Below are 314 nucleotides of genomic sequence, written 5' to 3' on the forward strand. Positions count from 1 at the left end.
CGTAAATTGGTAGGTCTGGGCAGACTTGAACTGCCGACCTCACCCTTATCAGGGGTGCGCTCTAACCAGCTGAGCTACAGACCTATTTCTCTTTCAAGAATTTACGTCCGAAGCTAGCGTGTTTGGACTTCTTCTAATTTGTTATCATGTAATTTGTGTGAACACTCGTAGAGCCGAGGCTCTCATTAAGCTGTTTTACTTCAAGATAAGGAGGTGATCCAACCCCAGGTTCCCCTAGGGTTACCTTGTTACGACTTCACCCCAGTCATGAATCACAAAGTGGTGACCGTCCTCCCCGAAGGGTTAAACTAGCC

General features: G+C 47.5%; 1 tRNA gene and 1 rRNA gene. Both read right to left on the minus strand.

Annotated elements, in window-relative coordinates:
- Positions 1–7 precede the first annotated feature (7 nt).
- Positions 8–84, minus strand: a tRNA-Ile gene (locus H4J54_RS04735).
- A gap of 122 nt (positions 85–206) precedes the next feature.
- A 16S ribosomal RNA gene (locus H4J54_RS04740) occupies positions 207–314 on the minus strand; the annotation flags it as partial.

Origin of the sequence: Colwellia sp. MB3u-8, from assembly GCF_014076985.1 — a bacterium.
In the GTDB taxonomy this organism is placed as follows: Bacteria; Pseudomonadota; Gammaproteobacteria; order Enterobacterales; family Alteromonadaceae; genus Cognaticolwellia.